The sequence below is a fragment of the Paraburkholderia sp. USG1 genome, assembly GCF_031570135.1.
GTDB lineage: Bacteria > Pseudomonadota > Gammaproteobacteria > Burkholderiales > Burkholderiaceae > Paraburkholderia > Paraburkholderia dioscoreae.
Map to the genome: position 1 here is coordinate 188812 of NZ_JAMWXW010000009.1, position 25957 is coordinate 214768.

Here is a 25957-nt window from a genome sequence, read left to right on the forward strand (position 1 = left end):
CCGTCGCGCTGCGCTATCTCGCGGCGGCAACGGACGGCGCCAGCTTCAGCGAAAGCCGAGCTTGCGCCGCGCCGCGATCAGCGCGACGAGGCTCACCAGCGCGGCGAAAATCAGGTAATAACTCGGCGCGGCTTTGGAGCCCGTCACGCTGATCAGCCACGCAATGATGAACGGCCCGAAACCACCGAAAATCGTTACGGCGACGTTATAAGCCAGCGACATGCCGGTCGTGCGCGTTTGCACCGGAAACATCTCCGAAAGCAGGCCCGGCAGCGCCGCGAAATAGCCGGTCATCAGAAAGCCGAACACGATCTGCATAACGATCAAGGTGCCGAAGGTCGGATGCGCAACCAGATACACGAAAGCCGGGTAGATCAGGACGAGCAGCAGCAACGCCGAGGCCAGCATGATCGTGGTGCGCCCATGCCGGTCCGACAGATGGCCGATCAGCGGCGAGAACACCATCTGGATCAAGCCGGTCAGTGCAATCGCCGCGAACGCCACCGAGGGCGCCAGTCCCAATTGCTTCACGCCGAAGGTCGGCATGAACAGCACCAGATAGGTCGACACCGTCCCAAGCACCACCACGCCGATGGCGATCAGCAGGCGCAATTTCTGGCTGGTGAAGGTATCGCGCAGCGGCGTCATGGTCGTTTCGGCCGCGAGAAATTCAGGCGTCTCGTCGAGCTTCGTGCGGATATACCAAGCGACCGGCCCGATCAGCAGACCAAAGAAAAACGGCACACGCCAACCCCAGGAACCCATCTGCTGCGGCGAGAGCTGACCAGTGAGCAGCACGCCGAAGCCGGCGGCGAGCAGCGTGGTGAGCCCCTGGCTTGCCACCTGCCAGCTGGCGAAAAAACCGCGCCGCCCCGGCACGTGTTCCGCGAGAAAGGCGGTAGCGCTACCGAACTCGCCGCCCGCCGAAAAGCCCTGCATCAGACGCGCCAACACGAGGATCACCGGCGCGGCAAGACCGATGCTCTGGTAGGTCGGCAGAATCGCGATGATCAGCGTGCCGGCCATCATCAGCAGGATCGACAGGGTGAGCGCCGCCTTGCGGCCGGCACGGTCGGCATAGGCGCCGATCACGATCGCGCCGAGCGGCCGCATGAAGAACGACACGCCGAACGTGCCGAGCGTGAGGAGCAGCGAGACCGTGTCGTTACCGGCCGGGAAAAACAGCTTCGCGATCACCACCGCGAAAAAACCGTACACCACCAGATCGAACCATTCCAACGCGTTGCCGATCGAGGCCGCGACCACCGCGCGCCACGAACTCTGCCGGCTCCCCGTGAGGCTTGCTGCTGTCGTTGCGTTCATGCAGATCTCCGATTCGCGCGAAATATTATTGATGTCGGCTTCACGCCTGAATGCCCGACTGGATGCGCGCACAACCAATGCGGTGCCTGCGCTCTATGTACCCGAAAAATTAATACGGCGCGAGTGCGAAATTGCGCTGCGCCGCTGCATAAGGCTTCCGGCGTTTCAGACGGCCGATAAAAAAACCGCTTCGTCGCCAGAGCGAACGAAGCGGTTTTTTGTTGCGACGCAACGGCCGCGCGACCCGATAGCCTAACCCGATGGACGCGTTAAGCGCCTATTGCTTGATGCCTTCAGATTGAATATGCAGCTTGGTATCCATGCTGAAGCCGTATTTGACGCCGAAATCCATGCCGTAGTCGGCGCGATTGAAATGCGCGCTCGCTTCCACGCCGCACACCTCGCGCTTGAGTACCGGGTGCTGCATGCACTTGAACGACTCGATCTTCAGATTCAGCGGCTTGGTAACGCCGTGCATCGTCAGGCTGCCCACCACCTCGACCGGCTTGTCGCCGTCAAACTTGATATCGGTGCCCTTGTAAGTCGCCGCCGGATATTTGGCGACGTCGAAGAACGCGTCCGACTTCAGATGCTCGTCGAGCTTGCCGTTGCCGGTATCGACCGAGGCGGGATCGACCGTCACGTCGACCGTGCCGGTTTTCGCCGCGCGATCGAGCGTGACCATGCCGGAGCTCTTGGTGAACTTGCCGCGCCACACCGAAAGGCCGCCGAAGTGATCCGCCTCGAAACTCGGATACGTGTGGGTCGGATCGAGCTGATAGGTATCAGCAGCCGCGAACGCGCCCAATGAGAAAGAAGAAGCCAGCGCGCCGAAGGCGATCAACATGGATGTTTTCAATTCGTGCTCCCAGGTTCCTGAAAAAAGCCGCGCGCCCGAGTGGCGCGGCAAGCGTCACTTACGTGCTGCAACGATATGAAACTTGATGACCACCTCATCGGCGACCACCGAGGTGTCCTTCCATTCGCCGGTGCCGATATCGAATTGCGAGCGCCTGATCGGCAGCGACCCGTCGAAGGTTTGCACGGCGCCCTGCTGGGACACCGCGACCGGTACCACCACCGTCTGCGATTTACCCTTGATGGTCAGCTTGCCGGTCACCTTGAACTGGTTGCCGCCGGCCGGCGCAATCGCGCTGGAGACGAAGGTGGCGGTCGGATACGTCTTGGCGTCGAACCAGTCCTTGCCGCGCACCTGGTCGTTGTAGCTTTCGTCGCCGAGATCGTAGCTGGCCACGTCGATGCTGAATTGCGCCGCGCCCTCGGCCGGTTTTGCCGGATCGAACCTGACCTGCGCGGTAAATTTACCGAACTTGCCTTCCACCGGCACGTTCATCTGCTTCGACGTGGCAGTCACCGAGCTTTTCGCGACGTCGACTTGCGCGACGGCGCTCCCGGCCGCGGTCAACGAGGCCGCGGCGAAGGCGGCGAGCATGTAGCGATAAAACGAGACCTTCATGGTTGTCCTTATTTGAGGAAAGGGAGCATGCGCGAAAGCAGGCCGTCGCGATCCAGCCATTGATGCTTGAGCGCAGCCGCGACGTGCAGCGCGACCAGCACGAGCAAGGTGTAATTGAGCGTGATATGCACGTTCTTCAGGAGTTCCTTGAGGTGCGGGTCCGGCGCGATCAGGCGCGGCAGCGGAATCAGCCCGAGGTAGACCACCGGCACGTTGGCAGCCGAGCTGTACAGGTAGCCCGACGCGGGAATCGCGATCATCAGCACATACAGCAGCAGATGCACGAGATGCGCGGCGCCGCGCTGCCAGCCCGGCATGCGGCGCGGCATTACAGGGGCCGAGTGCGTGGCGCGCCACAGAATGCGCAGGACGGCGAGCGCGAACACCGTCACGCCGATCCATTTGTGCCACGAGAAGTAGCGCAGCTTGGTGGGCGTGAAGCCCGGAATATCGGTCATCACCCAACCGAGCGCGAAGCCGCACACGATCAGCAACGCGATCAGCCAGTGCAAGGCAATGGCAGTCCGCGTGTACGACTCCCTGCTGCCGAATGAAGGATTGAGTGCCATGACAGGTCGCCGCAAGCTAAGAGAGGTTAACGGCGCAGCCCGCGCGGATATTCCGGCCGCCGATGCGTAAGGCATCAGCGCAGACGGCCGGACCATGCCTGCCGTGGCACGCACCAAGGCGGCCATGCTACCCCAATCGGAAAAAACTGGCAGAAGGTCGCCAGAGATCCCGCCCCTGGCGTTTTCGCCGCACATGCCGCGCGCATTGAACAATTAGGGACGGAGGTTGTCAGAGTTATAGCGATTCGATGTAGCATTAACCGTCCGCCAACGCCCGCCACGGCTCACAATCCAGCTTCAGCGCAATGGCCGGTGCGACCGCCGGGCGCGTTTGGTACTATTGCTCCACACTTTGATCAGACCTGCCAAAGAAACGGGCATTGCACGCTTCCCCTCACACTGTCAGCCCTTTGCCCTATGGAACATGACAACCTGATTGCGTGCCATGAGTGCGATACGCTGTTCCGCAAACCCCGGCTTGTCGGGCGCACGGTCGCGCGCTGTCCGCGCTGTGGGGCCACGCTTTACCGCGGCATCTCCCGCAAGCTGGACGCCATTAGCGCCATGACGCTCGGCGCGCTGATCACCTTCCTGATCGCGCAAGGCTTCCCGATCGTCGAACTCGAAACCAACGGCATCACCTCGCAGACCACGCTGTTCGGCGCGCTCATCGCGCTATGGGACGAGGACATGCAGATCGTCGCTGTCATGGTCTTCTGCTCGACCATTCTGTTCCCGCTGACTGAACTCGTCGCGCTGCTCTACGTGCTGATCCCGCTGCGCGCCGGCTATGTGCCGCACGCCTTCAACCGCGTGCTGCGCGCGATTCAATTCGTACGCCCGTGGGGCATGATCGAAGTCTTCATGCTCGGGATACTGATCACCATCGTGAAGATGGTGAGTCTCGCGCGCGTGATTCCCGAAGCGGCGCTGTTTGCGTTCGGCGTGCTCACGCTGATGCTCGCCGTGGTGGTCACGTTCGATCCGCGCATTCTGTGGGATCTCGCCGACGAACTGGGCGCCCGCGGCGAACGGCCGCTGCCGCGCACTTCAGCAGACAGCGCGGCGGCCGCAGTCAGCTCGGTCGCGGGACCACCCGCGCCGCCCGAGGTGCGTGGCGCGGAGCCGTCCGCATTGCCGCCGGTCGTGCCACCGGCGCCACGTCGAGGGTGAGCACACCATGAAATACGTTACCGCGAGAAGCGCGGGTCTCGTCAGTTGCCATGCGTGCGGACGCGTCGAGCCGCGCATTCGCTCCGTCACGGCGCAGCACTGTTCACGGTGCGGCGCGCACCTTCACTCGCGCAACCCCGACAGTCTCATGCGCACCTGGGCGCTGCTGATCGCCGCCGCGCTGCTGTATATTCCCGCGAATCTGCTGCCCGTCATGCACACCTCGTCGCTGCTCGGTTCCGAAGACGACACTATCATGAGCGGCGTCGTTTATTTCTGGACCTCGGGCGACTGGCCGCTCGCGGTGATCGTGTTTGTCGCCAGCATCATGGTGCCGATGCTCAAGCTGAGCGTGCTGGTGCTGCTCACCATCACGGCGCAGCGCCGCTCGCGCTGGCGGCCCGATCAGCGCATCACGCTTTACCGGATGGTCGAACGGATCGGGCGCTGGTCGATGCTCGACGTGTTCGTCGTCACGCTGACCGTCGCGCTGGTGCGCTTCAAATCGCTTGCCGTCATTACGGCGGGCCCCGGAGCCATCGCCTTCGGCTCGGTCGTGATTCTGACCATGATGGCCTCCATGCAGTTCGATCCACGCCTCATCTGGGACCACGTGGAAGGCAGCACCCCAAAACCTCAGGATCTCAAACATGACTAGCCCGCAAGAACCGACGCCCGCTCCCGATGCGCCGCGCAACGATTCGAACGGACCGAAGCTGCCGCCCCAACTCCCCGACCCTGACATTGAACCGCGCAGCCGCTGGCTGCCTTCGCTCGTCTGGGTGATTCCGCTGATTGCCGCGCTGATCGGCATCGCGCTCGTGATCAAATCCGTCACCGCGAAAGGCCCGACCATCACGATCAGTTTCGTCAGCGCCGAAGGCCTCGAACCGGGCAAGACCAAGGTGAAGTACAAGGACGTCGACGTCGGCGCCGTGAAGACCATCACGCTGTCGAAAGATCTGTCGCACGTGCTGGTGCAGGTCCAGTTGACCAAGGAAGGCGAAGATTTCGCGGTCAAGGATTCGCGTTTCTGGGTGGTGCGGCCGCGCGTCGGCGCGAGCGGCGTGTCCGGTCTCACCACGCTGCTTTCGGGCGCGTATATCGGCGCGGATGCCGGGCATTCGCCGGATACCGAGAAGGACTTCGTTGGCCTCGAAACGCCGCCGCCGATTACCGGCGACCAGAAGGGTCACCAGTTCGTCCTGCACGGCGACTCGCTCGGCTCGATCGACATCGGCTCGCCGATCTTCTACCGGCGCGTGCAGGTCGGCCAGGTGGTCGGCTTCTCGCTCGACAAGGACGGCACCGGCGTGACCATGCAGGTCTTCGTGTCCGCGCCGTTCGACCAGTATGTCGGCACCAATTCGCGCTGGTGGCATGCGAGCGGTGTCGATCTGCGGCTCGATTCCAGCGGCTTCAAGCTGAACACCCAGTCGCTTGCAACGGTGATCGTAGGCGGCCTGTCGTTCCAGTCGCCGCCGGGTCAGGGCGTAGGCGCGCAGGCGCCGAACAACATGACCTTCCGCCTCGGTTCGGATGAAGCCGATGCGATGCGCGAACCGGACGGCGTGCCGCTGCGCGTGGTGATGAACTTCAACCAGTCGCTGCGCGGCCTGTCGATCGGCGCACCGGTCGATTTCCGCGGCATCGTGCTGGGCCAGGTGACCAACATCGGCATCGACTACGATCCGAAGTCGCGCAGCTTCACCATGCCGGTAACGATGAACCTCTATCCGGACCGGCTTGGCAGACGCTTCCGCGAGACCGCGCCGGCACCGGGCAGCCTGGCGGGTCAAACCATGCTGCAACAGCTCGTCAAACATGGTCTGCGCGGCCAGTTGCGCACCGGCAATCTGATTACGAGCCAGCTGTACGTGGCGGTGGACATCTTCCCGAAGGCGCCGCCGGCAACCGTCGACGTGGCGAGCGATCCGCTCGAACTGCCGACCATTCCGAACACGCTCGACGAGTTGCAGCTCCAGGTCGCCGACATTGCGAAGAAGCTCGACGCGGTGCCGTTCGACCAGATCGGCAACAACCTGAACAGCGCGCTGAAGAACGCCGATCAGCTCTTCACGCGACTCGACAAGGAAGTGGTGCCGCAGGCGCGCGACACGCTCGCAGCGGCGAAGCAGACCTTCGGTTCGGCCGAGGCGACCTTGCAGCAGGATTCGCCGTTGCAGTCCGATGTTCATCAGGCGTTGCAGGAATTGACGCGCACGTTGCAGTCGCTGAATGCGCTGTCGGATTATCTGGAGCGCCATCCCGAATCGCTGTTGCGCGGTAAATCAGGAGATAAACCATGATGTTTGCCCGGCTCCCCCGTCCGCCGCGCGGGCTCGCGCGTGGTGCTGTTCTTGCCGGCGCGCTGGCCGGACTGGTGGCGCTGGCGGCGTGCTCGTCGCCGTCGAGCCGCTTCTATACGTTGGGATCGGATAGCACCGCCGCAGCGGCGGCGCCGGTCAGCGGCCGGACCTCGGCTGCGCCGGCGTGGCTGATCGAAGTCGCGCCGATCGACGTGCCGCCGCAGGTGTCGAAGAATCAGTTGGTGATACAGACGGGGCCGACACAGGTCCAAGTGCTCGAAGAAGAGCGCTGGGCCTCGCTGCCCGGCGACGAGATCCGGCGCGCGTTGTCGACGAGTCTGACGCAGCAGTTGAACACCATCGACGTGTACGGCACCGCGCGACCGGATGCCACGCCGGTGTATCGGGTCAGCATGAACGTGCAGCGCTTCGAGTCATGGCCCGGCTCGCATGCGTTGATCGATGCAGTGTGGAGCGTCCGTTCGGTACGCAGCAACGCGGTAATGACGTGCCGCAGCGTGGTCAGCGAACCGGTGAGCGGCGGGTATGACGCGCTGGTCGACGGGCATCGGCGGGCGCTGCAGCGGATTTCCGTGCAGATGGCTTCCGCCGTGCAGGCAATGGCTGCCGCTGCTCCGCAAGGTCAAAGCCCGAACCCCAAGGGAGCTTCTTCGGCTTCGACCAAAGGGACGGCGGTGAGTGTGGCCGTGCCACCCTGTCCTTCAGCGGACAGCACTGCGGGAGCCGGCGCCTGAAGTGTTCGACTCGCTCAAACGATTCATCAGGAAATGGCGCGCTTCGCGCGACGGCGGTCACCAGCTCGATGCGCTGCTGGCGATCGCCGACCGGACCGCGCCGTATCCGGAGCGCAGCGAGTGGCTGATCGAACTCGCCCACTGGATTCGCCGGGGCCACGCAGTCCAGGCCGGCGCCGCCGCTGAAGGCAACGCCCATCACTCCACGCCGGCGCACACGCGAATCCGCTATCTCCTCCATGTGCTCGACCGCAACCCCGTCTGGAAGGCGAACGTCGCCGGTATTCTGCGTGCACTGCTGCGCGAGAGCGACGGCCTCTCGCTGCTGTGCGACGCCGGCATGCCCGTGCATTCGGGCTTCTTCGGTGCGTTGTTCGAACGGCTCGAAGCCGCGTTGATTCCGCCCGCGCCAAACCGGCGCGACCTCACCGCGATCGTCACGCTCATGTTCAGCTCGGAGCGGGACGCCGAATGGATCGGCGCGCTTCCCACCGACCTGCTGATCCGCATCCACGTGCTTTTCGATTACGCGGCGGACGAAGACGAACAGCGCGACACCACACCGTTTTCGCTCGACCTGCTGGCGGCGCTGCATAACCTGACCTGCCAGATCAGTTCCACGGGCCTGTCACAAACCGTGCGCAGCCGTCTGGGCCGAGCCGATCCGGACGACTGCGGCTTCGCTCACGCGCACCGCGATCGCGACGGCCATGCCACGCACGAAGCCAGCGACGTGCGCGTCGCGATGGAAAAGCAACCGTTCTACCGGCTCACACGCGCGATGCTCGCCGTCGAAGCCGCGCACCAGGCGTTCGTGGCCGGCGGCCCGCAGGAACCGCTGCTGCACGAGGTCAACTATCTGCGGCTGCTGCTCGACGAATGCCGCGGCGCGACGGACGACGTCTTCGCGCATCTCTATCGCAACGGCGTGAGCGTCGACATCGTGTTCCAGGTCGAACGGATGCGCATGCGGATCGTGCGCGCCGAGCATCTGCTGAATGCATGGATGGCGCAAGACGATCCGCACGCCGGCGCGCGTCTCACCGCCGAACTCGTCAACGCAAACCATGCGAGCCAGAGCGTCGCGCACCTGGTACGCAGCAACTTTTCGCTGCTGGCGCGCAAGGTCGTCGAATACAGCGCCGATACCGGCGAGCACTACATCGCCCGCGATCGCGCCGAATATCTGAAGATGCTGCGCATGGCGGCCGGCGGCGGTCTCGTCACCGTCGTCACGGTGTGCGTGAAATTCGCCATTACCGGCGCGCATTTTCAGGCGATGTTCGAAGGCCTGCTGGCCGGCATCAACTACGCGGCGAGTTTCCTGCTGATGCACTTCCTGCACTTCTCGCTCGCCACCAAGCAGCCGGCCATGACCGCACCGACGCTCGCGCGGGAACTCGACGGTGTCGGCACGCCGGCAGGGGTCGACAGCTTCGTCAGTTCGGTGACCGCGCTGATGCGCACCCAGGCCGCCGCGGTGCTCGGCAACGTTCTGCTGGTGTTTCCCGTGTGCTTCGGCGTGCAATTGCTGTGGCACGCGCTGTTTCGCGCCAACATCATTTCGCCGGAGAAGGCGCACGCCACGCTGCACTCCTTCTCGCTCTGGGGGCCGACACCGTTCTACGCCGCGTTGACCGGCGTGCTGCTGTGGTCGTCCAGCCTGCTTGCGGGCTGGGCGGACAACTGGTTCGTGCTGCATCGCGTTGCCGACGCGCTCACCTATAACCGCCGTCTGCGCATGACGCTGGGCGCGGCCGGTGCCGACCGGATCGCGCGGTTTTGCCGTGCGAATGTGGCGGGGGTGGTCGGCAATATCACGCTCGGGCTGATGCTCGGCCTGGTGCCGGCGATTCTCACCGCGTTTGCGTTTTCCTTCGAAGTGCGTCACGTCACGCTCAGCGCCGGTTCGATCGGCGTCGCGCTCGGCGTGCTCGGCAAGGACGCGCTGAAACTGCCGGAGTTGTGGTGGGCGGTGGCCGGTGTCGGCAGCATGGCGATACTCAACGTGGCCGTGAGTTTCGCGCTCGCCTTCTACATGGCGGTGAAATCGCGCGACTTGCGGCGCAACGCGGTGCGCTCGCTGCGTGGCGCGATCTGGCAACGGCTGTTCCGGCATCCGCTGGAACTCGTCTGGCCGGCAAAAGCGGCACGCGCAGCCAGGTAGCGGCCTGCGGCGGCAACCGCTCGCCGCACCGCCCGCGCAGGCGGGCGCGGCTTGCCGCCAGGCAATCGCGCATGGCCGCTCACCCCGACCGCGTACAATAGCGCCTTATCCAACGCCTTCCGGCAACCTCAATGTCCTTCGATTTCTTCCTCCCTTGCCCACGCGGCCTTGAAGCCTCGCTCGCGGCCGAACTCGCCGAAATTGCCGCCCAGCACCTGAACGGCGCGCCGTTCACGGCCGGCGCACAAGTGCCGGGCGGCGTGCATTTCCGTGGAGGCTGGGCCGCCGGCATGGCCGCCAACCTGCACTCGCGCCTCGCGAGCCGCGTGCTGCTGAAAATCGCGCATCGTCCGTATCGCAGCGAACAGGACATTTACGCGCTCGCGGTCGAACAGCGTTGGGAACAATGGTTCTCGGCAAACGAAACGCTGCGGGTGGACGTCACCGCAATCAAATCGCCGCTGCGCAGCCTGGAATTCACCACGCTGCGCGTGAAGGACGCGATCTGCGACCGTCTGCGCGAAGTCAGCGGTGCGCGTCCGAGTATCGACACCGCCATGCCCGACGTGCGCGTGTTCGCGTTTCTCACCGCCACCGACTGCACGCTGTATCTCGACACCTCGGGCGACCCGCTCTTCAAGCGCGGCTGGCGCCTCGACAAGGGCGCGGCGCCGCTGCGCGAGAATCTGGCCGCGGGCATTCTGCGTCTGACCGGTTGGACCGCCGGCACGCCCCTGTACGACCCGATGTGCGGCAGCGGCACGTTCCTCGCCGAAGCCGCGCAGGTGGCGCTGAATATCGCGCCGGGCGCGGAACGCCGCTTCGGCTTCGAGAAGCTCAAGCAGTACGAAGCCAGGACCTGGCAAACGCTCAAGGCCGCCGCGCTCGACGCGAAACACGCCGCGCGCAGTTCGCGTGCCGATCTGCAGATCTTCGGTAGCGATATTTCCGGCGACATGCTCGACAAGGCGCGCGCCAACTTCCAGCGTGCCGGCTTGCCGTCTATTCCGCTCAAGCAGCTCGACGCGCGCAACATGACGCCGCCCTCGTCCGCGGCGGGCATTCTCGTCGCGAATCCGCCCTATGGCGAACGGATCGAAGTGCGCGGACGCAATGCGCGCGGCGAGCTTCGCGAAGGCCGCGGCAATCGTGACAGCCGCGAAGACGACGGCTTTCGCCGCGCCCAGGAGGAAACGCCGGACAGCGAATTCTTCCAGTCGCTCGGCGACGCGCTCAAGCAACGCTTCACCGGTTGGCATGCGTTTATCCTGACGTCGGACCGCAAGCTGCCTGGCCAGTTGCGCCTGCGTGAATCGACCAAGACACCGCTCTTTAACGGCGCGCTCGAATGCCGGCTGTTCCGCTTCGACCTGATCGCAGGCAGCGTGCGGCAGCGGCCGCAAACTGATACGCCGGCGGCTTGACGCACAGCGCTTTCAGCGCTGCCGCTGCAAGGCGATAAGAACCGCGAGCCGCGAACCGGCCTCGCGGTTTTTTTTCGCCTGCTGTCTGCTTCGGCGCCCTTCGCTTCTCTCATCGCTTCTTTCATCGCTCCTGCCACGCCCTACTGACACCACGCTGTCAGCAGCACCCCCGCACACTCCTTCTCACGCCATCCGGCGCTTTGCACTGCTTACCCGCCATCCCCAGGAGAGTGACATGTCCACATCATCCAAAGTTGTTGCATGGTTCGAGATTCCGTCCGTCGATTTCGCTCGCGCCGTTCGTTTCTACGAAGCCGCGCTCGACGTCAAACTGAACGTGCAGGAAATCGGCGGCCAGCCGATCGCCGTGTTCGGCTACGAAGAACCGGCCACCGGCGGCGCGATCGTCCACAGCCCGTCGATGACGCCGACCGGCGACGGCGTGCTCGTCTACCTGAACGCGCAGCCGAACGTCGACGCCACCCTCGCGCGCGTGGAGAAAGCCGGCGGCAAGACCGACGGCCCGGTGATCAAGCTGCCGAAGGACATCGGCTATATCGCGTTCTTCACCGATACGGAAGGCAACCGCCTCGGCCTGCATTCGCAGACCAACGGTTAAACGCGTCACGACGCTCATGCGCGGCGGGCGCCAGACACCGCGCACGAACGCTGACCGGAGCGCGGCATGCGGCGCTATCATCGCGGGACTGTCCCGGTCCTCTTCTACACCACGCCCACGATGACGCGCCGCGCCGACCGCCTGTTCCAGATCGCCGAACTGCTGCGCGGACGGCGTCTGACCACCGCGCAGCAACTCGCCGACTGGCTGAACATCTCGCTGCGCACGGTCTATCGCGATGTGCGTGATCTGCAACTGTCAGGGGTGCCGATCGAGGGCGAAGCCGGCATCGGCTACCGGCTGAGCCGCACGGCGAGTTTGCCGCCGCTCACCTTCACCGCCGACGAACTGGCCGCGCTCGCCGCGGGCGCACGCATGCTCGAGTCGTGGGGAGGCGCCGCCTTTGCCGGTGGCGCGCGCGGCGCGCTCGCCAAAATCGCTTCGGCCATGCCCGCCGACAAGCGCGCGGCGCTGGAAAGGCTGGCGGTTTTCGCGCCGTCGTTTCACATCAAGGGGAATTTTTCGGCGCAACTGGACGCGCTGCATCGCGCGATCGATACGCGGCATGTGGTGAGCTTTGCTTACGTCGACGTGAATGGCGCGGCGACCGAACGACGCGTCTGGCCACTTGCGCTCGCCTATTGGGGCGCGCGCTGGACGCTTGGCGCGTGGTGTGAATTGCGTAGCGATTTCCGCAATTTCGGACTGGAGAAGATCCAGAATCTGCAGGTGCTCGAACAGTATCCGGATCAGGAAGGCAGGCGCCTTGCGGATCTGTTGCGGCATGTGAATGCCAGGCCGAAGTGAGGATCGCGGTTTGCCGTTGCGAGGCAAACCGCGATCCTGTTCCAGGCGGGTTTATTCGACCGCTTTCACCATATCTTCGATCACCTTCTTCGCATCGCCGAACACCATCATCGTCTTGTCCATGTAGAACAGGTCGTTGTCGAGCCCGGCGTACCCCGCCGCCATCGAGCGCTTGTTCACGATCACCGTACGCGCCTTGTACGCCTCGATGATCGGCATGCCCGCAATCGGCGACTTCGGATCGTTCTTCGCCGCCGGATTCACCACGTCATTTGCGCCGAGCACCAGCACCACGTCGACCTGGCCGAACTCCCCGTTGATGTCGTCCATTTCGTAGACCATGTCGTACGGCACTTCGGCTTCGGCGAGCAGCACGTTCATGTGGCCCGGCATCCGGCCCGCCACCGGGTGAATCGCGTACTTCACCTCGATGCCTTTCTCCACCAGCTTGTCGGTCAGCTCCTTCAGCGCATGCTGCGCACGTGCCACGGCGAGACCATACCCCGGCACGATCACCACGGTTTCAGCATTGCCGAGCATAAACGCCGCATCGTCTGCAGAACCGGATTTCACCGGACGCTGCTCCGCCGACCCACCCGCTACCGCCGCCCCCGCCTCATTACCGAAGCCGCCGAGAATCACGTTGAAGAACGAGCGGTTCATCGCGCGGCACATGATGTACGAAAGAATCGCACCCGACGAACCCACCAGCGAGCCCGCGATGATCAGCATCGGATTGTTCAGCGAGAAGCCGATGCCCGCCGCCGCCCAGCCCGAGTACGAGTTCAGCATCGACACCACCACCGGCATGTCCGCGCCGCCGATCGGAATGATGATCAGCACGCCGAGCACGAAAGCGATGATCGTCATAATGATGAACGGCAGCCACGACTGCGTGAGGAAGAAGATCACGCCAAAGCCGAGCATCGCGAGCGCGAGCAGCAGGTTGATCAGATGCTGCCCGGCATACACGACCGGCGCGCCCTGGAACAGGCGGAACTTGTACTTGCCCGACAGCTTGCCGAACGCGATCACCGAACCGGAGAACGTGATCGCGCCGACGAACGTGCCGATGAACAGCTCGACGCGATTGCCATACGGCAGGAAGCCCGGCGCGGTGTTCTCCGGATCGACCAGACCGAACGCCGCCGGCTCCGACACCACCGCATACGCGATACACACGGCGGCCAGACCGATCAGCGAGTGCATCGCCGCGACCAGCTCCGGCATCTTGGTCATTTCCACGCGCGCGGCGACGAACGCGCCGACCGCGCCGCCGATCACCAGCGCGACCAGCAGCAGACCGAGCCCCAAACCGAGGTTCGAACCGAGCCCGTTAGCCTGCTTGACGATCAGCGCGATGGTGGTGAGGATCGCGATCGCCATCCCGGCCATGCCGAAGGTATTGCCGATGCGCGCGGTCTTCGGATTCGACAGCCCCTTGAGCGCCTGAATGAAGCAGACCGACGCGACCAGATAAAGCAGCGTGACGAGGTTCAGACTCATTACGCGTTCTCCTTTGCCGTCTTATCTGCGATCAGCTTCTTCGGCTCTTTCTTGCGGAACATCTCCAGCATTCGCCGCGTCACGAGAAAGCCGCCAAACACGTTGACCGCCGCGAGTGCGACGGCGAGCGTGCCGAAGAACTTGCCCGGCGCACCCAGGGTCAGGCCGGCGGCCAGCATCGCGCCGACGATCACGATCGCCGAGATCGCGTTGGTCACGGCCATCAGCGGCGTGTGCAGCGCGGGCGTGACGTTCCAGACCACGTGGTAGCCGACGTAGATCGCCAGCACGAAGATGATCAGGTTGATGACGGTGTGGTTGATGACTTCCATCGCCATTCTCCTTAAGCCTTGCGCGCGACTTCGCCGTCGCGGGCCAGCAGCGTGGCCGCGACGATGTCGTCTGCGAGATCGATGTTCAGGGCGCCTTCCTTCGTGATGATCAGCTTGAGGAAATCGAGCAGGTTGCGCGCGTAGAGGGACGACGCGTCGGCGGGCACCATCGAGGCCAGATTCGTATAGCCGACGATAGTCACGCCGTGTCTGATCACCACCTGGTCCGCTTCGGTCAACGGACAGTTGCCGCCGCGCCGGCCTTCGTACTCCGCGCCGCGTCCCGCCGCGAGATCGACCAGCACGGAGCCGGGTTTCATCGCCTGCACGGTTTCCACCGAGATCAAGGTCGGCGCGGCGCGGCCCGGAATCAGCGCGGTGGAAATCACCACGTCGGCCTGTTTGGCGCGCTCATGAACCAGCGCCGACTGACGCGCGAGCCACGATGGCGGCATCGGCCGCGCATAGCCGCCGACGCCTTGGGCGGCTTCACGCTCCTCGTCGGTTTCGTAGGGCACGTCGAGAAACTTCGCGCCGAGCGATTCGATCTGTTCCTTGACCGCGGGACGCACGTCGGATGCTTCGATCACGGCGCCCAAACGCTTCGCAGTCGCAATCGCCTGCAAGCCCGCCACGCCCGCGCCCAGAATCAGCACGCGCGCGGCTTTCACCGTGCCGGCGGCGGTCATCAGCATCGGCATGAAGCGCGGGTAAAGCGTGGCGGCGAGCAGCACCGCCTTATACCCGGCAATGTTGGCCTGCGAGCTCAGCACGTCGAGGCTTTGCGCACGCGTGGTGCGCGGCGCGGCTTCGAGCGCGAACGCGGTGACGCCGGCTGCCGCCAGCTTTGATGAGTTTTCGGTATTAAAAGGATCGAGCATGCCGACCAGCACCGCGCCGCGCTTCAGAAGCGGCAGTTCGGCGTCGGTCGGCGACTGCACCTTGAGAACGAGATCGGCGCCGAAAGCGGTCGCGGCGTCGACGATCTCCGCGCCGGCGGCCGTAAAGGCGTGGTCAGGAAAGCTTGCGCCGGTGCCGGCGCCGCTCTGGATCGCGACCCGGTGGCCCTGGCTCACATACTTCCTGACCGTCTCGGGCGTCGCGGCGACGCGGGTTTCGTGCGCGCGCGTCTCGGCTGGCACTCCGATGTGCATCGTTGTTCCTCCTCGACTTCCTGTTTTACGACAGATCCGCCGACGAGGCACGCCGGCTTGCAAGTGCAACGGCTAACGCCTCACTTTAACCGAAACGGGCGCGGCGTCGAAATCGGGGACAATGCGGGGGGCCTTGGCGGACGCAGGCTGCGTCGTGACGGGCCGGCGAGGCGGCAGACCAGGGCGCCGCGCCGACCCGCTTCCCGGCAGGCGAGGCCTATAAACGGTAAAATGCGCACCCATGAAACCGGAAACCTGGCTGCCGCACGTCACCGTCGCGGCCATCGTCGAGCGTGACGGGCGCTTTCTCGTGGTCGAAGAACATACCGCCGACGGCCTGCGCCTGAATCAGCCCGCAGGCCATCTGGAAGCGGGCGAAACGCTGGTCGAAGCAGTGATCCGCGAAACGCTCGAGGAAACCGCCCATCCGTTCGCGCCCGAGGCGCTGGTGGGCCTGTACATGACCCACTTCGAGCGGCCCGGCAATGAGGGTGTCACCTACCTGCGCTTCACCTATTGCGGCGCAGGCGGCGGCCCCGACCCGGAGCGCGCGCTCGACCCCGACATCGTCCGCACGTTGTGGATGAGCGCCGACGAATTGCGCGCCTGTCCAGAACGGCACCGCACGCCGCTCGTCATGCAATGTCTCGACGACTACCTCGCGGGCCGGCGTTTCCCGCTCGACTTCGTGCACACGCATTCGGTCGGGCCCAAACAGTAAATATCGCGGCAGCCGTCACGAGCGGCCACCCACGATCCATGAAGTCATGCAGCACCCAGTGAGCACCTTATGAGCAAGCAGAAAGTCGTAGTAGGCATGTCGGGCGGCGTCGATTCGTCGGTCACCGCGTGGCTGCTGAAGGAACAAGGCTACGACGTGGTCGGCCTGTTCATGAAAAACTGGGAAGACGATGACGACAGCGAGTACTGCTCGACGCGGCAGGACTGGATCGACGTGGTCTCGGTGGCGGACCTGATCGGCATCGACGTCGAAGCGGTCAACTTCGCCGCCGAATACAAGGACCGCGTGTTCGCCGAATTCCTGCGCGAATATTCGGCCGGCCGCACGCCGAACCCGGACGTGCTCTGCAACGCCGAGATCAAGTTCAAGGCGTTCCTCGATCACGCCATATCGCTCGGCGCGGAAACCATCGCGACCGGCCACTATGCGCGCGTGCGCGAGAACAACGGCCGCTTCGAACTGCTGAAGGCATTCGACCATACGAAAGATCAGTCGTACTTCCTGCATCGGCTGAATCAGGCGCAGTTGTCGAAAACGCTGTTTCCGCTCGGCGAAATTCCGAAAACCAAAGTGCGCGAAATCGCCGAACAGATCGCGCTGCCCAATGCGAAGAAGAAAGATTCGACCGGCATCTGCTTTATCGGCGAACGGCCGTTCCGCGACTTCCTGAATCGCTATCTGCCCACCAAGCCCGGCCCGATGAAAACCACCGAGGGCAAAGTGGTCGGCGAACATATCGGCCTCGCGTTCTACACGTTTGGACAGCGCAAGGGCATCGGCCTCGGCGGCAGCAAGGACGGCAGCGGCGAGCCGTGGTTCGTGGCCGGCAAGGACATCCCGTCGAACACACTGTACGTCGCGCAAGGCCACGATCATCCGTGGCTGCTCAGCCATACGCTGTCCGCGGGCAACACGAGCTGGGTGGCGGGCGAGCCGCCAGCGGACGGCTTCGCCTGCGGCGCGAAGACCCGTTACCGGCAAGCGGATGCACCGTGCACGTTCAGCTCGGCGGGAGCCGGCGAAGGCCTGTTCGAACTGAATTTCGACACTGCGCAATGGGCTGTCACACCAGGGCAATCCGCCGTGCTCTACGATGGCGACGTGTGCCTGGGCGGCGGCATCATCGAACATGCGGTGACCGGTCAGCCGGTCACACGCCAGCCTCAGAAAGCGGCGCTGCTGACCGCCCGTTGACCATGCATTCAATCGATCAGCATTGCCGTGAGCGGCAATGCAGCGCACCGCTGTGCGTGCACGCCTGAACCTGCTCGGCGGCGTCCATGCGTTCGCTCTTCAAGCGGCAACTCGCGTCACCATTCGCGTCACCATGACAGGCCGTCGCCCGTTTTCCTTCACGACGGATTCCGCTGGCGCCAGCGGCGTTGGCGATCCCGCCGTGACGATCCTCACTGCACCGGAGTTCCCATGTTTTCTCGACGTTATCTCGCCATGTGGTGTGCAGCCGCGCTGTTCGCGGTCTGTGCGGCGTTCGCCGCCACGCATCACATTTCGTGGTTCTGGATCATCGTGCCGCTCGCGCTCGTCGCGCTCGGGCTGTTCGACCTGACACAGCAGCGTCACGCGATCCTGCGCAACTATCCGCTGTGGGGCCATTTCCGTTTCCTGTTCGAATTCATCCGGCCGGAAATCCGCCAGTATTTCGTTGAAGGCGATACTGACGAAAAGCCGTTCTCGCGCGCCCAGCGCAGCATCGTCTACCAGCGCGCGAAGAACGACGTCGATAGCCGCCCGTACGGCACGGAGCTCGACGTCAAGGCCGTTGCGCACGAATGGATCAGCCACTCGCTCGCGCCGACCAGGCTCGATAGTCACGACTTCCGCATCGTAGTCGGACCGGATCGCGCGCAGCCTTATTCGATGTCGATCTTCAACGTCTCGGCAATGAGCTTCGGCTCGCTGTCGGCGAACGCGATCATGGCGCTGAACCTCGGCGCGAAAAAAGGCAACTTCGCGCACGACACCGGCGAAGGCTCGATGTCGAAGTATCACCGCGAGCACGGCGGCGACATCATCTGGGAAATCGCCTCGGGCTACTTCGGCTGCCGCAACGAAGACGGCACCTTCAGCGCGGAGAAGTTCGCGAAGCAGGCCGCCGAGCCGCAAGTGAAGATGATCGAGGTGAAGCTCTCGCAAGGCGCGAAGCCGGGTCACGGCGGCGTCCTGCCGGCCGCCAAGATCACGCCGGAAATCGCCGAGACGCGCGGCGTGCCGATGGGCCGCGACTGCATCTCGCCGGCCACGCACTCGGAGTTCTCCACGCCGCGCGGCCTGCTGGAATTCGTCGACCGTCTGCGCACGCTGTCGGGTGGCAAGCCGACCGGGTTCAAGCTGTGTATCGGGCACCCGTGGGAATTTTTCGGCATTGCGAAGGCGATGCTGGAAACGGGCATCCTGCCTGATTTTATCGTGGTGGACGGCGCGGAAGGCGGCACGGGCGCGGCGCCGCTCGAATTCACGGATCACGTTGGCGTGCCGTTGCAGGAAGGCCTGCTGCTGGTGCATAACACGCTGGTGGGCATCGGCTTGCGGCAACGTATTCGCATTGGCGCGAGCGGCAAGATGATCACCGCGTTCGACATCACCAAAACGCTCGCTATCGGCGCGGACTGGGTCAACGCGGCGCGCGGCTTCATGTTCGCGGTGGGCTGCATTCAGGCGCAGACCTGCCACACCGGGCGCTGCCCGACCGGCGTCGCGACGCAGGACCCGGTGCGCCAGCGCGCTCTGGTGGTTCCCGACAAGGCAGACCGCGTCTTCAATTTCCATCACAACACACTGCATGCGCTGAAGGAAATCATTCAGGCCGCGGGGTTGAAGCATCCGGCTGAACTGCGCGCGCATCACATCGTGCGGCGCGTGTCGTCGCATGAGGTGCAGTTGATGTCGGAGCTGCTGAAGTATCTCGATCCGAACGATCTGCTCAACGGCAATTATCGCTACTCGCTGTTCGAGAAGTACTGGCCGGTGGCGCAAAGCGATTCGTTCTCGCCGAAGGTGGAGTTGGCGGCGACGTGATTCCGCTCGAGAATTCGCCCCATATCTCCATACGGGCACTTTAGCGAACCATATATTTGCACGGTCTTTTCTGCGCCAACTGACGTTCTCCGGCGGCTGGCGGGATCGTATTGACCGGCCTGTCTCAATTCGGTCCTGGCCCCTTTGGGGACCAGGACGTCTCGTCATCCTTTTAGCCGGGCAGCTTGTCGGTCCAGCGCGCCCTCCCATCGTAACGGAGGGACCTGCATTGCTCCGGGCGCAAAGGGATCTCATCGCCCCTCACCACGCCTTCCATATCTCAGTCGGTAATTCCGCTTACCCGTTGCCCCTCAGGAATGAGTTCCGGGTGCCGCTTGTATATGGGGATGAGTACCTTTTCGAACACCATGTACATGACCTCTCCCATAGCATGTTTGAAATCTTCAAGCTCTTCATTCGAGCAGTGTGCCTGAACAAAGGCGATCGTCTCGTCTAGTGAACCGTTTATCTTCAACATTCGCTTGCTCACTTCCAGTGCCACCGCTTTATCTTGAAACATACTTTTCACTCCTTCGGATTCATTCGGCTCGCACTTCACAGCCGGGCACCGTGCTTCCCGGCAAGCAGATGCGGAGCAAGATGCGCTCTAGATTCTCGGGCAGCCGCTAAGCTCCGCACAGTCATTGACGCAATTCCAGAACCTGAATCCGAAATCGCCGCTCGGCAATGAACTATTCGAACATTTTGCCCGGCACGTCGCCCTCACGGCATTAGGAAACCGCGCATGCACCCGTCAGATATCACCCGATTTCGATAGCGACAACGAGAACGATAAATACAGCAACCCGTGCCTTCCGGTCAGACGAGGGGAAGTGCTGAAAGAGCAACCAGGGACAACCGACTGGACCCAGATCCTGGCCGAATGAAAAAGTGGGCGCTCGACGGCTCCCATCAACCTCATCACCCCGCAAAACGGACACCCCCCTCCCTTTCCGTTAAAATCTCTGGTTTAGCACTTCGCTCCACGGCCACCCCGGCGCGCTTCGGCGTTCACGGCGCGGCCCCATGCCCGAAAGGCACTTCATGCTCACGTTTCAGCAAATCATCCTGACAATGCAGTCCTACTGGGACAAGCAGGGTTGCGCGTTGCTCCAGCCAATCGACATGGAAGTCGGCGCGGGCACGTCCCACGTCCATACTTTCCTGCGCGCGATCGGCCCCGAGCCGTGGCGCGCGGCGTACGTGCAACCGTCGCGCCGCCCGAAAGACGGCCGCTACGGCGAGAACCCGAACCGTCTGCAGCATTACTATCAGTACCAGGTGGTGCTCAAGCCTGCGCCGGAAAATATCCTCGACCTGTACCTCGGCTCGCTCGAAGCCCTCGGCTTCGACCTGAAGCAGAACGACGTGCGCTTCGTCGAAGACGACTGGGAAAACCCCACGCTCGGCGCCTGGGGTCTCGGCTGGGAAGTGTGGCTGAACGGCATGGAAGTGACCCAGTTCACCTACTTCCAGCAGGTTGGCGGTCTGGACTGCAAACCGGTGCTCGGCGAAATCACGTATGGCCTCGAGCGCCTCGCCATGTATTTGCAGAAGGTCGAAAACGTCTACGACCTGGTCTGGACTGAGTGGGAAGAGCAAGGCCCGAACGGCCCCGAACTGCGTCGCCTGACTTATGGCGACGTCTACCATCAGAACGAAGTCGAACAGTCCGCCTACAACTTCGAGCACGCGAACGTCGAGTTGCTGTTCTCGATCTTCAACAGCTACGAAGCCGAAGCAAGGCGCATGATCGAAGCGCAGATCGCCCTGCCCGCCTATGAACTAGTGCTGAAAGCCGGCCACACGTTCAACCTGCTCGACGCGCGCGGCGCCATTTCGGTCACGGAACGCGCGGCATACATCGGCCGCATTCGCGCGCTGTCGAAGCTGGTCGCGCAGGCCTACTACGATTCGCGCGAGAAGCTCGGTTTCCCGATGCTCGGCAATCCGGTGCACGGCGTGCCCGGCCTCACGACTGACGAACAGGACGCCGCCATGCCCGCATGGGCGCCGCCGCTGAAAGTCGAACGCAAGATCGACCAGGACTGACGAGAACATCAAGAAATGACTCAACCCCATCAAGCTACTCTGCTCGTCGAACTGCTGACCGAAGAACTGCCGCCTAAAGCGCTCGCGCGTCTTGGCGACGCCTTCGCTGAAGGCATTGCGCAGCGCCTCGCGGCGCGCGACCTGGTCGAAGGCGAATTGTCGTTCGAACGTTATGCCACGCCGCGCCGCCTCGCCGTCACGATCAAAAACGTACGCGCGGTTGCGCCGGAAAAACACGTGCGCGAAAAAGTGCTGCCGGTTTCCGTCGCGCTGGATAAAGACGGCCAGCCCACCGCGCCGCTCGCCAAGAAACTCGCTGCGCTCGGCTTCCCCGATTTCTCGGTGAACGACCTGGAGCGCGCACAGGACGGTAAGGCCGAAGCGTTCTTCCTGCGCTATGCCGCGCCCGGCGCGACGCTCGCCGAAGGCCTGCAAAGCGCGCTCGACGAAACACTCGCCAAGCTGCCCATTCCGAAGGTCATGACGTATCAGCGCCCGGACGGCACCAATGTGCAGTTCGTGCGTCCGGCGCATCGGCTGACCGCGCTGCACGGCGAACAGATCGTGCCGGTGAGCGCGCTCGGCATCGACGCCGACGACACCACGCTCGGCCATCGTTTCCTCTCCGAAGGTTTCGTGCAGATCCAGCACGCGGATTCGTACGCCGAGACGCTGCTGCACAAAGGCCGCGTAGTGGCGAATTTCTCCGATCGCAAGGAGACCATCCGCACGCATCTGCTCGCGCAAGCAAACGGCGACCAGGTCGTGATGCCGGAATCGCTGCTGGACGAAGTGACGTCGCTGGTCGAGTGGCCGGTGGTCTACGCGTGCCGTTTCGAGGACGAATTCCTGCAAGTGCCGCAGGAATGCCTGATCCTCACCATGCAGACGAACCAGAAATACTTCGCGCTGACCGATGCGAACGGCAAGCTGCGTTCGCGCTTCCTGATCGTGTCGAATATCGAAACGTCCACGCCGGGCGATATCGTGGAAGGCAACGAGCGCGTGGTGCGTCCGCGTCTGGCCGACGCGAAGTTCTTCTTCGAGCAGGACAAGAAGAAGACGCTCGCCGATCGCGTGCCGCTGCTCGCGAACGTCGTGTATCACAACAAGCTCGGCTCGGCACTGCAACGCGTAGAGCGCGTCGAAGCGCTGGCCGGCGCGATTGCCGAACTGATCGGCGCGGACGTGGCGCTCGCCAAGCGCGCCGCGCGCCTCGCCAAGGCCGATCTGATCACCGACATGGTCGGCGAATTCCCCGAGCTGCAGGGCACGATGGGCACGTACTACGCGCGCCACGACGGCGAGCCGGAAGAAGTCGCGCTCGCGTGCTCGGAACACTATCAGCCGCGTTTCTCCGGCGACGCATTGCCCACTACCACAACCGGCACCGTCGTCGCGCTGGCCGACAAGCTCGAAACACTGGTCGGCATCTGGGGCATCGGTCTGCAACCCACCGGTGAAAAAGACCCGTTCGCGCTGCGCCGTCACGCGCTCGGCGTGCTGCGCATTCTCGTCGAGAAGCAACTGCCGGTCGACTTCGTCGAACTGCTGCGCACCGCTTACGCACAATTCGCCGCGGTGCCGAACGTCGTCGATTCGACGCAGGCCATTTACGAGTTCAGCATGGACCGCCTGCGCGGCCTGCTGCGCGAGCGCGGCTATGCGCCGGGTGAAATCGACGCGGTGCTGGCGCTGAACCCCACGCGTCTGGACGATATCGTCGCGCGTCTGGATGCCGTGCGCGAATTCGCATCGCTGGCTGAAGCGGCTTCGCTCGCGGCGGCCAACAAGCGCATCTCGAACATCCTGAAGAAGTCGGAAGGCGCGGCGACCGGCGGGGTGCAGGTCGCGCTGCTCGTCGAAGCGGCGGAAAAAGCCTTGCATGCACAGCTCGAACAGGTCGCGCCGCGCGTGCAGTCACAACTGGCCGCGCGCGACTACACGGGTGCGCTGACCGCGCTCGCCGCGTTGCGCGAACCGGTCGACACGTTCTTCAACGACGTGATGGTCAACGCCGAAGATCCCGCGTTGCGCGCCAACCGTCTGGCCTTGCTCGGCGCACTGCATCAGCAGATGAACTGCGTCGCCGACATTTCCCGACTCGCAGCCTGAGCCCCGCGCCATGCCGACCAAAAAAGTGGTGATCCTCGACCGCGACGGCGTGATCAACGTCGACTCCGACGCGTTCATCAAGTCGCCGGACGAATGGGTTGCCCTACCCGGTGCACTGGAAGCCATCGCGCGTCTGAACCAGGCTGGCTATCGCGTGGCGATCGCGACCAACCAGTCGGGCATCGGCCGCGGCCTGTTCGACATGAACGCGCTCAATGCAATGCATCTGAAGATGCATCGCATGGCGGCCGCGGTCGGCGGGCGCATCGACGCGGTGTTCTTCTGCCCGCACACGGCGGAAGACCACTGCGAGTGCCGCAAGCCGAAGCCCGGCATGCTGAAGATGATCGCCGAGCGCTTCGAGGTCGATCCGGAAAATACGCCGGTAGTGGGCGACGCCATGCGCGATCTGCAGGCCGGCGCGGCGCTCGGCCATCCGGTTCACCTGGTGCTGACGGGCAAGGGCCGCAAAACGCTTGCGGCCGGCGGTCTGCCAGAAGGCACGATTGTGCACGACGACCTGCGTGCGTTCGCGCTCGACTTCCTCGCCGACGCTCAAGAGTGACGCGCGCCGAGCGCGTCCCCATCCCTCACTGACCACGCCGATGCGCTTCATCCGTTCTTTGCTTCTGCTGATCTACTTCGTTCTGTTCACGGTGCCGTACGCGACTGCATGCTTCATCGCATTTCCGTTCATGCGCGCCGACAACCGCTACTGGATGGCGGCCGGCTGGTGTCGCGCCACGCTGCATACGGTGCGCTGGCTGAACGGTATCCGCTACCGGATCGAGGGCATGGAGAACCTCCCCGACGGCCCCGCCGTGTTGCTCTCCAAGCATCAATCGGCATGGGAAACGCTGGCGTTTCCGGCGTTGATGCCGCGGCCGCTGTGCTACGTGTTCAAGCGCGAATTGCTGTACGTGCCGTTTTTCGGTTGGGCGCTCGGCCTGCTGAAGATGGTTCATATCGATCGCAAGGAAGGCAAGTACGCGTTCGAATCCGTCATCAGGCAAGGCAAGGCGCGCATGGCGGAAGGCGCCTGGGTCATCATGTTTCCGGAAGGCACACGCACCCGCACCGGCACGCAAGGCAAATACAAAACCGGCGGCGCGCGTTTCGCGATAGCCACCGGTGCGCCGGTCGTACCGATCGCGCACAACGCAGGACGTGTATGGCCTCGCAACTCGTTTCTCAAATATGCGGGTATAGTCACAGTGTCGATCGGCAAGCCGATCGAGACGACGGGGCTCACGCCCGATGAAGTGAACACGCGCGTCGAACGGTGGATCGAAGCTGAAATGCGTCGCATCGATCCTACCGCGTACCGCGCGGCGGAAAGCAGTTCCGCCGCCGCACCAATCTGACGCGCCCACGCCCTCGAAAGCGTATTAGCGCGAAGCCGAATCCGATGCAGAAGTCTCCTACGCCGCAGCCCGCCGCGGCGCTCGATAACCGGCAACTCGATCTCCCGCTCTTTGCCGAGCCGGGGTCGACGTCGTCGTCCCCTTCACCTTCCGCACCTTCGCCTGGCTCGTTGCAGAGTTCGCCGGGAAGCCAGCAACCGGCCGTGCCGCTCGCACCGGATGGCAGCAAGCTGCGCAGCCTCGCGATCGGCTCACGCACGCTCCATTACGTCCTCAAGCGTTCGGCGCGACGCTCGATCGGCTTTGCGATCGACAGCACCGGTCTGACGATCACCGCACCGCGTTGGGTCACGCTCGCCGATATCGAAACCGCGATCACCGAAAAGCAGCGCTGGATTTTCACGAAGCTGATCGAGTGGCAAACGCGTGTCGAGCAGCGCGCATTGCCGAAGGTCGACTGGAAAGATGGCGCCGAAGTGCCGTATCTCGGTCAGCCCGTGCGCGTAAAGCTCGGCTCGCCGCAGGGCATGCTCGCGTTCAGCGCGGAAGACGCGGCACTGCAAGTACCGTTGCCGTTGCAAGCGGACCCGCAGCAGATCAAGGACCGCGTGCAAGGCTGGCTGCAGGGCGAAGCAAAGCGCCTGTTCGGCGAGCGGCTCGCGATTTACGCGGAGAAACTGGGCGTGAACTATCGTGCGTACGCGCTTTCTTCAGCGGCGACGCGTTGGGGCAGTTGTTCGAGTGACGGCAAGATCCGCCTGAACTGGCGGTTGATTCACTTTCCGCTTTCCATCATCGATTACGTGGTCGCTCATGAACTCGCGCATCTGCGTGAAATGAATCACAGCCCGCGTTTCTGGCAAACCGTCGAATCGATTTTTCCGGAATTCCGCGAAGCGCGGCAGACATTGAAGTCGCATCCGCCGGAATTACTGCCGACGCTTTAAGGCCTCGGGCCTCGGGCCTCGGGCCTCGCACCTGGCACCTGGCACCTCGCGCCTTGAAACCGGCGCTTCAATTTCAAACTGAAGCA

Annotated in this window: 26 protein-coding genes; 18 read left to right on the forward strand and 8 right to left on the reverse strand. The window is 63.7% G+C overall.

Going from position 1 to position 25957, the window contains the following annotated elements:
- Nucleotides 1-45 precede the first annotated feature (45 nt).
- Nucleotides 46-1323, reverse strand: a complete 1278-nt coding sequence (locus NE850_RS14675; RefSeq protein WP_007179289.1) for an MFS transporter — start codon at nucleotides 1321-1323, stop codon at nucleotides 46-48.
- Here NE850_RS14675 and NE850_RS14680 point away from each other — a divergent pair.
- Nucleotides 1322-1579 carry a hypothetical protein gene (locus tag NE850_RS14680; protein ID WP_157187798.1) on the forward strand — a complete coding sequence of 86 codons (258 nt, stop codon included), beginning with the start codon at nucleotides 1322-1324 and terminating at the stop codon, nucleotides 1577-1579. The two genes, NE850_RS14675 and NE850_RS14680, sit on opposite strands and share 2 nt — an antisense overlap.
- Nucleotides 1580-1600: 21 nt before the next feature.
- Here the strand turns inward: NE850_RS14680 and NE850_RS14685 are convergent, their stop codons facing one another.
- From NE850_RS14685 to NE850_RS14695, 3 genes are all read right to left on the reverse strand, one after another.
- Complete coding sequence (locus tag NE850_RS14685; protein ID WP_007179290.1) at nucleotides 1601-2170, reverse strand: YceI family protein; 570 nt, start codon at nucleotides 2168-2170, stop codon at nucleotides 1601-1603.
- 66 nt (nucleotides 2171-2236) lie between these two features.
- Entirely contained in the window at nucleotides 2237-2800 is a 564-nt protein-coding gene (locus NE850_RS14690; RefSeq protein ID WP_007179291.1) for a YceI family protein, read from the reverse strand.
- An 8-nt stretch (nucleotides 2801-2808) separates the two neighbouring features.
- Nucleotides 2809-3369 carry a cytochrome b gene (locus NE850_RS14695; RefSeq protein ID WP_007179292.1) on the reverse strand — a complete coding sequence of 187 codons (561 nt, stop codon included), beginning with the start codon at nucleotides 3367-3369 and terminating at the stop codon, nucleotides 2809-2811.
- 417 nt (nucleotides 3370-3786) lie between these two features.
- Here NE850_RS14695 and NE850_RS14700 point away from each other — a divergent pair, with 417 nt between their 5' ends.
- The 8 genes from NE850_RS14700 (at nucleotide 3787) to NE850_RS14735 (ending at nucleotide 12623) form a co-directional block, all read left to right on the forward strand.
- Complete coding sequence (locus tag NE850_RS14700; protein WP_007179293.1) at nucleotides 3787-4542, forward strand: paraquat-inducible protein A; 756 nt, start codon at nucleotides 3787-3789, stop codon at nucleotides 4540-4542.
- A gap of 7 nt (nucleotides 4543-4549) precedes the next feature.
- Entirely contained in the window at nucleotides 4550-5200 is a 651-nt protein-coding gene (locus NE850_RS14705) for a paraquat-inducible protein A (RefSeq protein ID WP_007179294.1), read from the forward strand.
- Nucleotides 5193-6851 (forward strand): intermembrane transport protein PqiB, encoded by a 1659-nt coding sequence (locus tag NE850_RS14710; RefSeq protein ID WP_007179295.1) that lies wholly within the window; start codon nucleotides 5193-5195, stop codon nucleotides 6849-6851. Before NE850_RS14705 ends, NE850_RS14710 begins: the two co-directional genes overlap by 8 nt.
- Nucleotides 6848-7606 (forward strand): PqiC family protein, encoded by a 759-nt coding sequence (locus NE850_RS14715; protein WP_007179296.1) that lies wholly within the window; start codon nucleotides 6848-6850, stop codon nucleotides 7604-7606. The genes NE850_RS14710 and NE850_RS14715 overlap by 4 nt, the downstream gene beginning before the upstream one ends.
- Before the next feature lies 1 nt (nucleotide 7607).
- A complete protein-coding gene (locus tag NE850_RS14720; protein ID WP_310698886.1) occupies nucleotides 7608-9773 on the forward strand; it encodes a site-specific recombinase in 2166 nt (721 codons plus the stop codon).
- A 131-nt stretch (nucleotides 9774-9904) separates the two neighbouring features.
- Nucleotides 9905-11197, forward strand: coding sequence for a class I SAM-dependent RNA methyltransferase (locus tag NE850_RS14725; protein ID WP_007179298.1), 1293 nt, complete (start codon nucleotides 9905-9907; stop codon nucleotides 11195-11197).
- Between the two features lie 235 nt (nucleotides 11198-11432).
- A complete protein-coding gene (locus NE850_RS14730; protein WP_007179299.1) occupies nucleotides 11433-11816 on the forward strand; it encodes a VOC family protein in 384 nt (127 codons plus the stop codon).
- A 66-nt stretch (nucleotides 11817-11882) separates the two neighbouring features.
- Complete coding sequence (locus NE850_RS14735; protein WP_007179300.1) at nucleotides 11883-12623, forward strand: YafY family protein; 741 nt, start codon at nucleotides 11883-11885, stop codon at nucleotides 12621-12623.
- A gap of 51 nt (nucleotides 12624-12674) precedes the next feature.
- Here the strand turns inward: NE850_RS14735 and NE850_RS14740 are convergent, their stop codons facing one another.
- Genes NE850_RS14740 through NE850_RS14750 form a run of 3 tightly spaced genes read right to left on the reverse strand, consistent with a single transcriptional unit; the run spans nucleotide 12675 to nucleotide 15615 of the window.
- Nucleotides 12675-14129 carry an NAD(P)(+) transhydrogenase (Re/Si-specific) subunit beta gene (locus NE850_RS14740; RefSeq protein WP_007179301.1) on the reverse strand — a complete coding sequence of 485 codons (1455 nt, stop codon included), beginning with the start codon at nucleotides 14127-14129 and terminating at the stop codon, nucleotides 12675-12677.
- Nucleotides 14129-14461, reverse strand: coding sequence for an NAD(P) transhydrogenase subunit alpha (locus NE850_RS14745; protein WP_007179302.1), 333 nt, complete (start codon nucleotides 14459-14461; stop codon nucleotides 14129-14131). The genes NE850_RS14740 and NE850_RS14745 overlap by 1 nt, the downstream gene beginning before the upstream one ends.
- Before the next feature lie 11 nt (nucleotides 14462-14472).
- A complete protein-coding gene (locus NE850_RS14750; RefSeq protein WP_310698887.1) occupies nucleotides 14473-15615 on the reverse strand; it encodes a Re/Si-specific NAD(P)(+) transhydrogenase subunit alpha in 1143 nt (380 codons plus the stop codon).
- Between the two features lie 241 nt (nucleotides 15616-15856).
- Between NE850_RS14750 and NE850_RS14755 the strand changes: the two genes are divergently transcribed.
- The 3 genes from NE850_RS14755 to NE850_RS14765 all read left to right on the forward strand — a co-directional run bounded on the left by NE850_RS14755 (nucleotide 15857) and on the right by NE850_RS14765 (nucleotide 19393).
- Nucleotides 15857-16336 (forward strand): NUDIX hydrolase, encoded by a 480-nt coding sequence (locus NE850_RS14755; RefSeq protein WP_165184430.1) that lies wholly within the window; start codon nucleotides 15857-15859, stop codon nucleotides 16334-16336.
- A 69-nt stretch (nucleotides 16337-16405) separates the two neighbouring features.
- Nucleotides 16406-17551: a tRNA 2-thiouridine(34) synthase MnmA gene (gene mnmA, locus NE850_RS14760; protein WP_165184428.1), complete on the forward strand. Its 1146-nt coding sequence runs from the start codon at nucleotides 16406-16408 to the stop codon at nucleotides 17549-17551.
- A gap of 231 nt (nucleotides 17552-17782) precedes the next feature.
- Complete coding sequence (locus tag NE850_RS14765; protein WP_007179306.1) at nucleotides 17783-19393, forward strand: FMN-binding glutamate synthase family protein; 1611 nt, start codon at nucleotides 17783-17785, stop codon at nucleotides 19391-19393.
- A gap of 280 nt (nucleotides 19394-19673) precedes the next feature.
- Here the strand turns inward: NE850_RS14765 and NE850_RS14770 are convergent, their stop codons facing one another.
- Nucleotides 19674-19913, reverse strand: coding sequence for a hypothetical protein (locus NE850_RS14770; RefSeq protein WP_007179307.1), 240 nt, complete (start codon nucleotides 19911-19913; stop codon nucleotides 19674-19676).
- 124 nt (nucleotides 19914-20037) lie between these two features.
- Between NE850_RS14770 and NE850_RS14775 the strand changes: the two genes are divergently transcribed.
- The 6 genes from NE850_RS14775 to NE850_RS14800 all read left to right on the forward strand — a co-directional run bounded on the left by NE850_RS14775 (nucleotide 20038) and on the right by NE850_RS14800 (nucleotide 25871).
- Nucleotides 20038-20280, forward strand: a complete 243-nt coding sequence (locus NE850_RS14775; RefSeq protein ID WP_157187799.1) for a hypothetical protein — start codon at nucleotides 20038-20040, stop codon at nucleotides 20278-20280.
- A gap of 157 nt (nucleotides 20281-20437) precedes the next feature.
- The gene (gene glyQ, locus NE850_RS14780; protein ID WP_007179308.1) at nucleotides 20438-21445 is read left to right on the forward strand and encodes a glycine--tRNA ligase subunit alpha; all 1008 of its coding nucleotides are present in this window, start codon (nucleotides 20438-20440) and stop codon (nucleotides 21443-21445) included.
- Between the two features lie 15 nt (nucleotides 21446-21460).
- Entirely contained in the window at nucleotides 21461-23560 is a 2100-nt protein-coding gene (glyS, locus tag NE850_RS14785; protein WP_007179309.1) for a glycine--tRNA ligase subunit beta, read from the forward strand.
- Between the two features lie 10 nt (nucleotides 23561-23570).
- The gene (gene gmhB, locus NE850_RS14790; protein ID WP_007179310.1) at nucleotides 23571-24125 is read left to right on the forward strand and encodes a D-glycero-beta-D-manno-heptose 1,7-bisphosphate 7-phosphatase; all 555 of its coding nucleotides are present in this window, start codon (nucleotides 23571-23573) and stop codon (nucleotides 24123-24125) included.
- A 40-nt stretch (nucleotides 24126-24165) separates the two neighbouring features.
- Nucleotides 24166-24924: a 1-acyl-sn-glycerol-3-phosphate acyltransferase gene (locus NE850_RS14795; RefSeq protein WP_007179311.1), complete on the forward strand. Its 759-nt coding sequence runs from the start codon at nucleotides 24166-24168 to the stop codon at nucleotides 24922-24924.
- Between the two features lie 44 nt (nucleotides 24925-24968).
- Nucleotides 24969-25871 (forward strand): M48 family metallopeptidase, encoded by a 903-nt coding sequence (locus NE850_RS14800; RefSeq protein ID WP_007179312.1) that lies wholly within the window; start codon nucleotides 24969-24971, stop codon nucleotides 25869-25871.
- Nucleotides 25872-25957: the final 86 nt, after the last annotated feature.

Bases quoted from the DNA above. Each gene is read 5' to 3' on its own strand.
- NE850_RS14715 (WP_007179296.1), top strand. From the start codon at position 6,848: ATGATGTTTGCCCGGCTCCCCCGTCCGCCGCGCGGGCTCGCGCGTGGT.
- NE850_RS14700 (WP_007179293.1), top strand. From the start codon at position 3,787: ATGGAACATGACAACCTGATTGCGTGCCATGAGTGCGATACGCTGTTC.
- NE850_RS14695 (WP_007179292.1), bottom strand. From the start codon at position 3,369: ATGGCACTCAATCCTTCATTCGGCAGCAGGGAGTCGTACACGCGGACT.
- NE850_RS14750 (WP_310698887.1), bottom strand. From the start codon at position 15,615: ATGCACATCGGAGTGCCAGCCGAGACGCGCGCGCACGAAACCCGCGTC.
- glyS (WP_007179309.1), top strand. From the start codon at position 21,461: ATGACTCAACCCCATCAAGCTACTCTGCTCGTCGAACTGCTGACCGAA.
- NE850_RS14685 (WP_007179290.1), bottom strand. From the start codon at position 2,170: ATGTTGATCGCCTTCGGCGCGCTGGCTTCTTCTTTCTCATTGGGCGCG.
- NE850_RS14795 (WP_007179311.1), top strand. From the start codon at position 24,166: ATGCGCTTCATCCGTTCTTTGCTTCTGCTGATCTACTTCGTTCTGTTC.
- NE850_RS14705 (WP_007179294.1), top strand. From the start codon at position 4,550: ATGAAATACGTTACCGCGAGAAGCGCGGGTCTCGTCAGTTGCCATGCG.
- NE850_RS14680 (WP_157187798.1), top strand. From the start codon at position 1,322: ATGCAGATCTCCGATTCGCGCGAAATATTATTGATGTCGGCTTCACGC.
- NE850_RS14740 (WP_007179301.1), bottom strand. From the start codon at position 14,129: ATGAGTCTGAACCTCGTCACGCTGCTTTATCTGGTCGCGTCGGTCTGC.
- NE850_RS14745 (WP_007179302.1), bottom strand. From the start codon at position 14,461: ATGGAAGTCATCAACCACACCGTCATCAACCTGATCATCTTCGTGCTG.
- NE850_RS14800 (WP_007179312.1), top strand. From the start codon at position 24,969: ATGCAGAAGTCTCCTACGCCGCAGCCCGCCGCGGCGCTCGATAACCGG.
- NE850_RS14755 (WP_165184430.1), top strand. From the start codon at position 15,857: ATGAAACCGGAAACCTGGCTGCCGCACGTCACCGTCGCGGCCATCGTC.
- NE850_RS14735 (WP_007179300.1), top strand. From the start codon at position 11,883: ATGCGGCGCTATCATCGCGGGACTGTCCCGGTCCTCTTCTACACCACG.
- NE850_RS14675 (WP_007179289.1), bottom strand. From the start codon at position 1,323: ATGAACGCAACGACAGCAGCAAGCCTCACGGGGAGCCGGCAGAGTTCG.
- mnmA (WP_165184428.1), top strand. From the start codon at position 16,406: ATGAGCAAGCAGAAAGTCGTAGTAGGCATGTCGGGCGGCGTCGATTCG.
- gmhB (WP_007179310.1), top strand. From the start codon at position 23,571: ATGCCGACCAAAAAAGTGGTGATCCTCGACCGCGACGGCGTGATCAAC.
- NE850_RS14710 (WP_007179295.1), top strand. From the start codon at position 5,193: ATGACTAGCCCGCAAGAACCGACGCCCGCTCCCGATGCGCCGCGCAAC.
- NE850_RS14690 (WP_007179291.1), bottom strand. From the start codon at position 2,800: ATGAAGGTCTCGTTTTATCGCTACATGCTCGCCGCCTTCGCCGCGGCC.
- NE850_RS14770 (WP_007179307.1), bottom strand. From the start codon at position 19,913: ATGTTTCAAGATAAAGCGGTGGCACTGGAAGTGAGCAAGCGAATGTTG.
- NE850_RS14730 (WP_007179299.1), top strand. From the start codon at position 11,433: ATGTCCACATCATCCAAAGTTGTTGCATGGTTCGAGATTCCGTCCGTC.
- NE850_RS14765 (WP_007179306.1), top strand. From the start codon at position 17,783: ATGTTTTCTCGACGTTATCTCGCCATGTGGTGTGCAGCCGCGCTGTTC.
- NE850_RS14725 (WP_007179298.1), top strand. From the start codon at position 9,905: ATGTCCTTCGATTTCTTCCTCCCTTGCCCACGCGGCCTTGAAGCCTCG.
- glyQ (WP_007179308.1), top strand. From the start codon at position 20,438: ATGCTCACGTTTCAGCAAATCATCCTGACAATGCAGTCCTACTGGGAC.